Genomic DNA, 688 nt, shown 5'->3' on the forward strand with positions numbered 1-688 from the left:
CAGCAGTTCATCACCGACGAGGAGAACCGCCGCTACTGTCCGTGGCTGGTAAAGAGCATCGAGAGTCCGATAGAGCACCCGATAGACTACGACCACGTGTTTGCCGAGGCTGTGGCACTGGGTCAGGAGGTAATGAGCCATCCTAAGGGCGAGCCCCTGGAGTGGACATACTGGTTGACGAGAGACGACATCGAGCTGATGCGCAGTCACAACCGCCTCTTCATGGTAGCCAACTATGCCGAGGAGCAGATACTCCGTTACTACCGGGTGCCGGAGCCAGATACACCGCTACAGTTTATCAAGTTCCGCTACAGTGCTGAGATACTGGAGAGGATAGGTGTGAACCCTGCTCTTCGCCAGAACCTGAACAACCAGAACATCGGTAACGTGATGAAGCGTCTTGGATTCAAGAAGATTCACAAGAAGAACGGCAACGGCTGGGCTGTGATAGAGAAGGAAGGTAGCGAAATCAACAACGATGCCTTCATCAATCCTAACGATACCGTGGAGGATTAAGTATCTTGGTTACGACCACTAAGTATCATGGTTACGATAGCTAAGTATCATATTTACGAAGCATAACTCTAATAGATATTTCTCTGCACGCGAATTACGTACTGTTTTTACTGAACATGAATTTCTTATTGTTTTTTCGGAACACGAATTACTTATTGGGTTTACTGAACAC

General features: G+C 48.3%; 1 pseudogene. It reads left to right on the top strand.

From position 1 onward, the window contains the following. Positions 1-516 (top strand): annotated as a pseudogene (locus tag DWV53_RS15940) (DUF3874 domain-containing protein); the annotation flags it as partial. Between the last annotated feature and the right edge of the window lie 172 nt (positions 517-688).

Origin of the sequence: Segatella copri (assembly GCF_003465495.1) — a bacterium.
Taxonomy (GTDB): Bacteria; Bacteroidota; Bacteroidia; order Bacteroidales; family Bacteroidaceae; genus Prevotella; species Prevotella copri_G.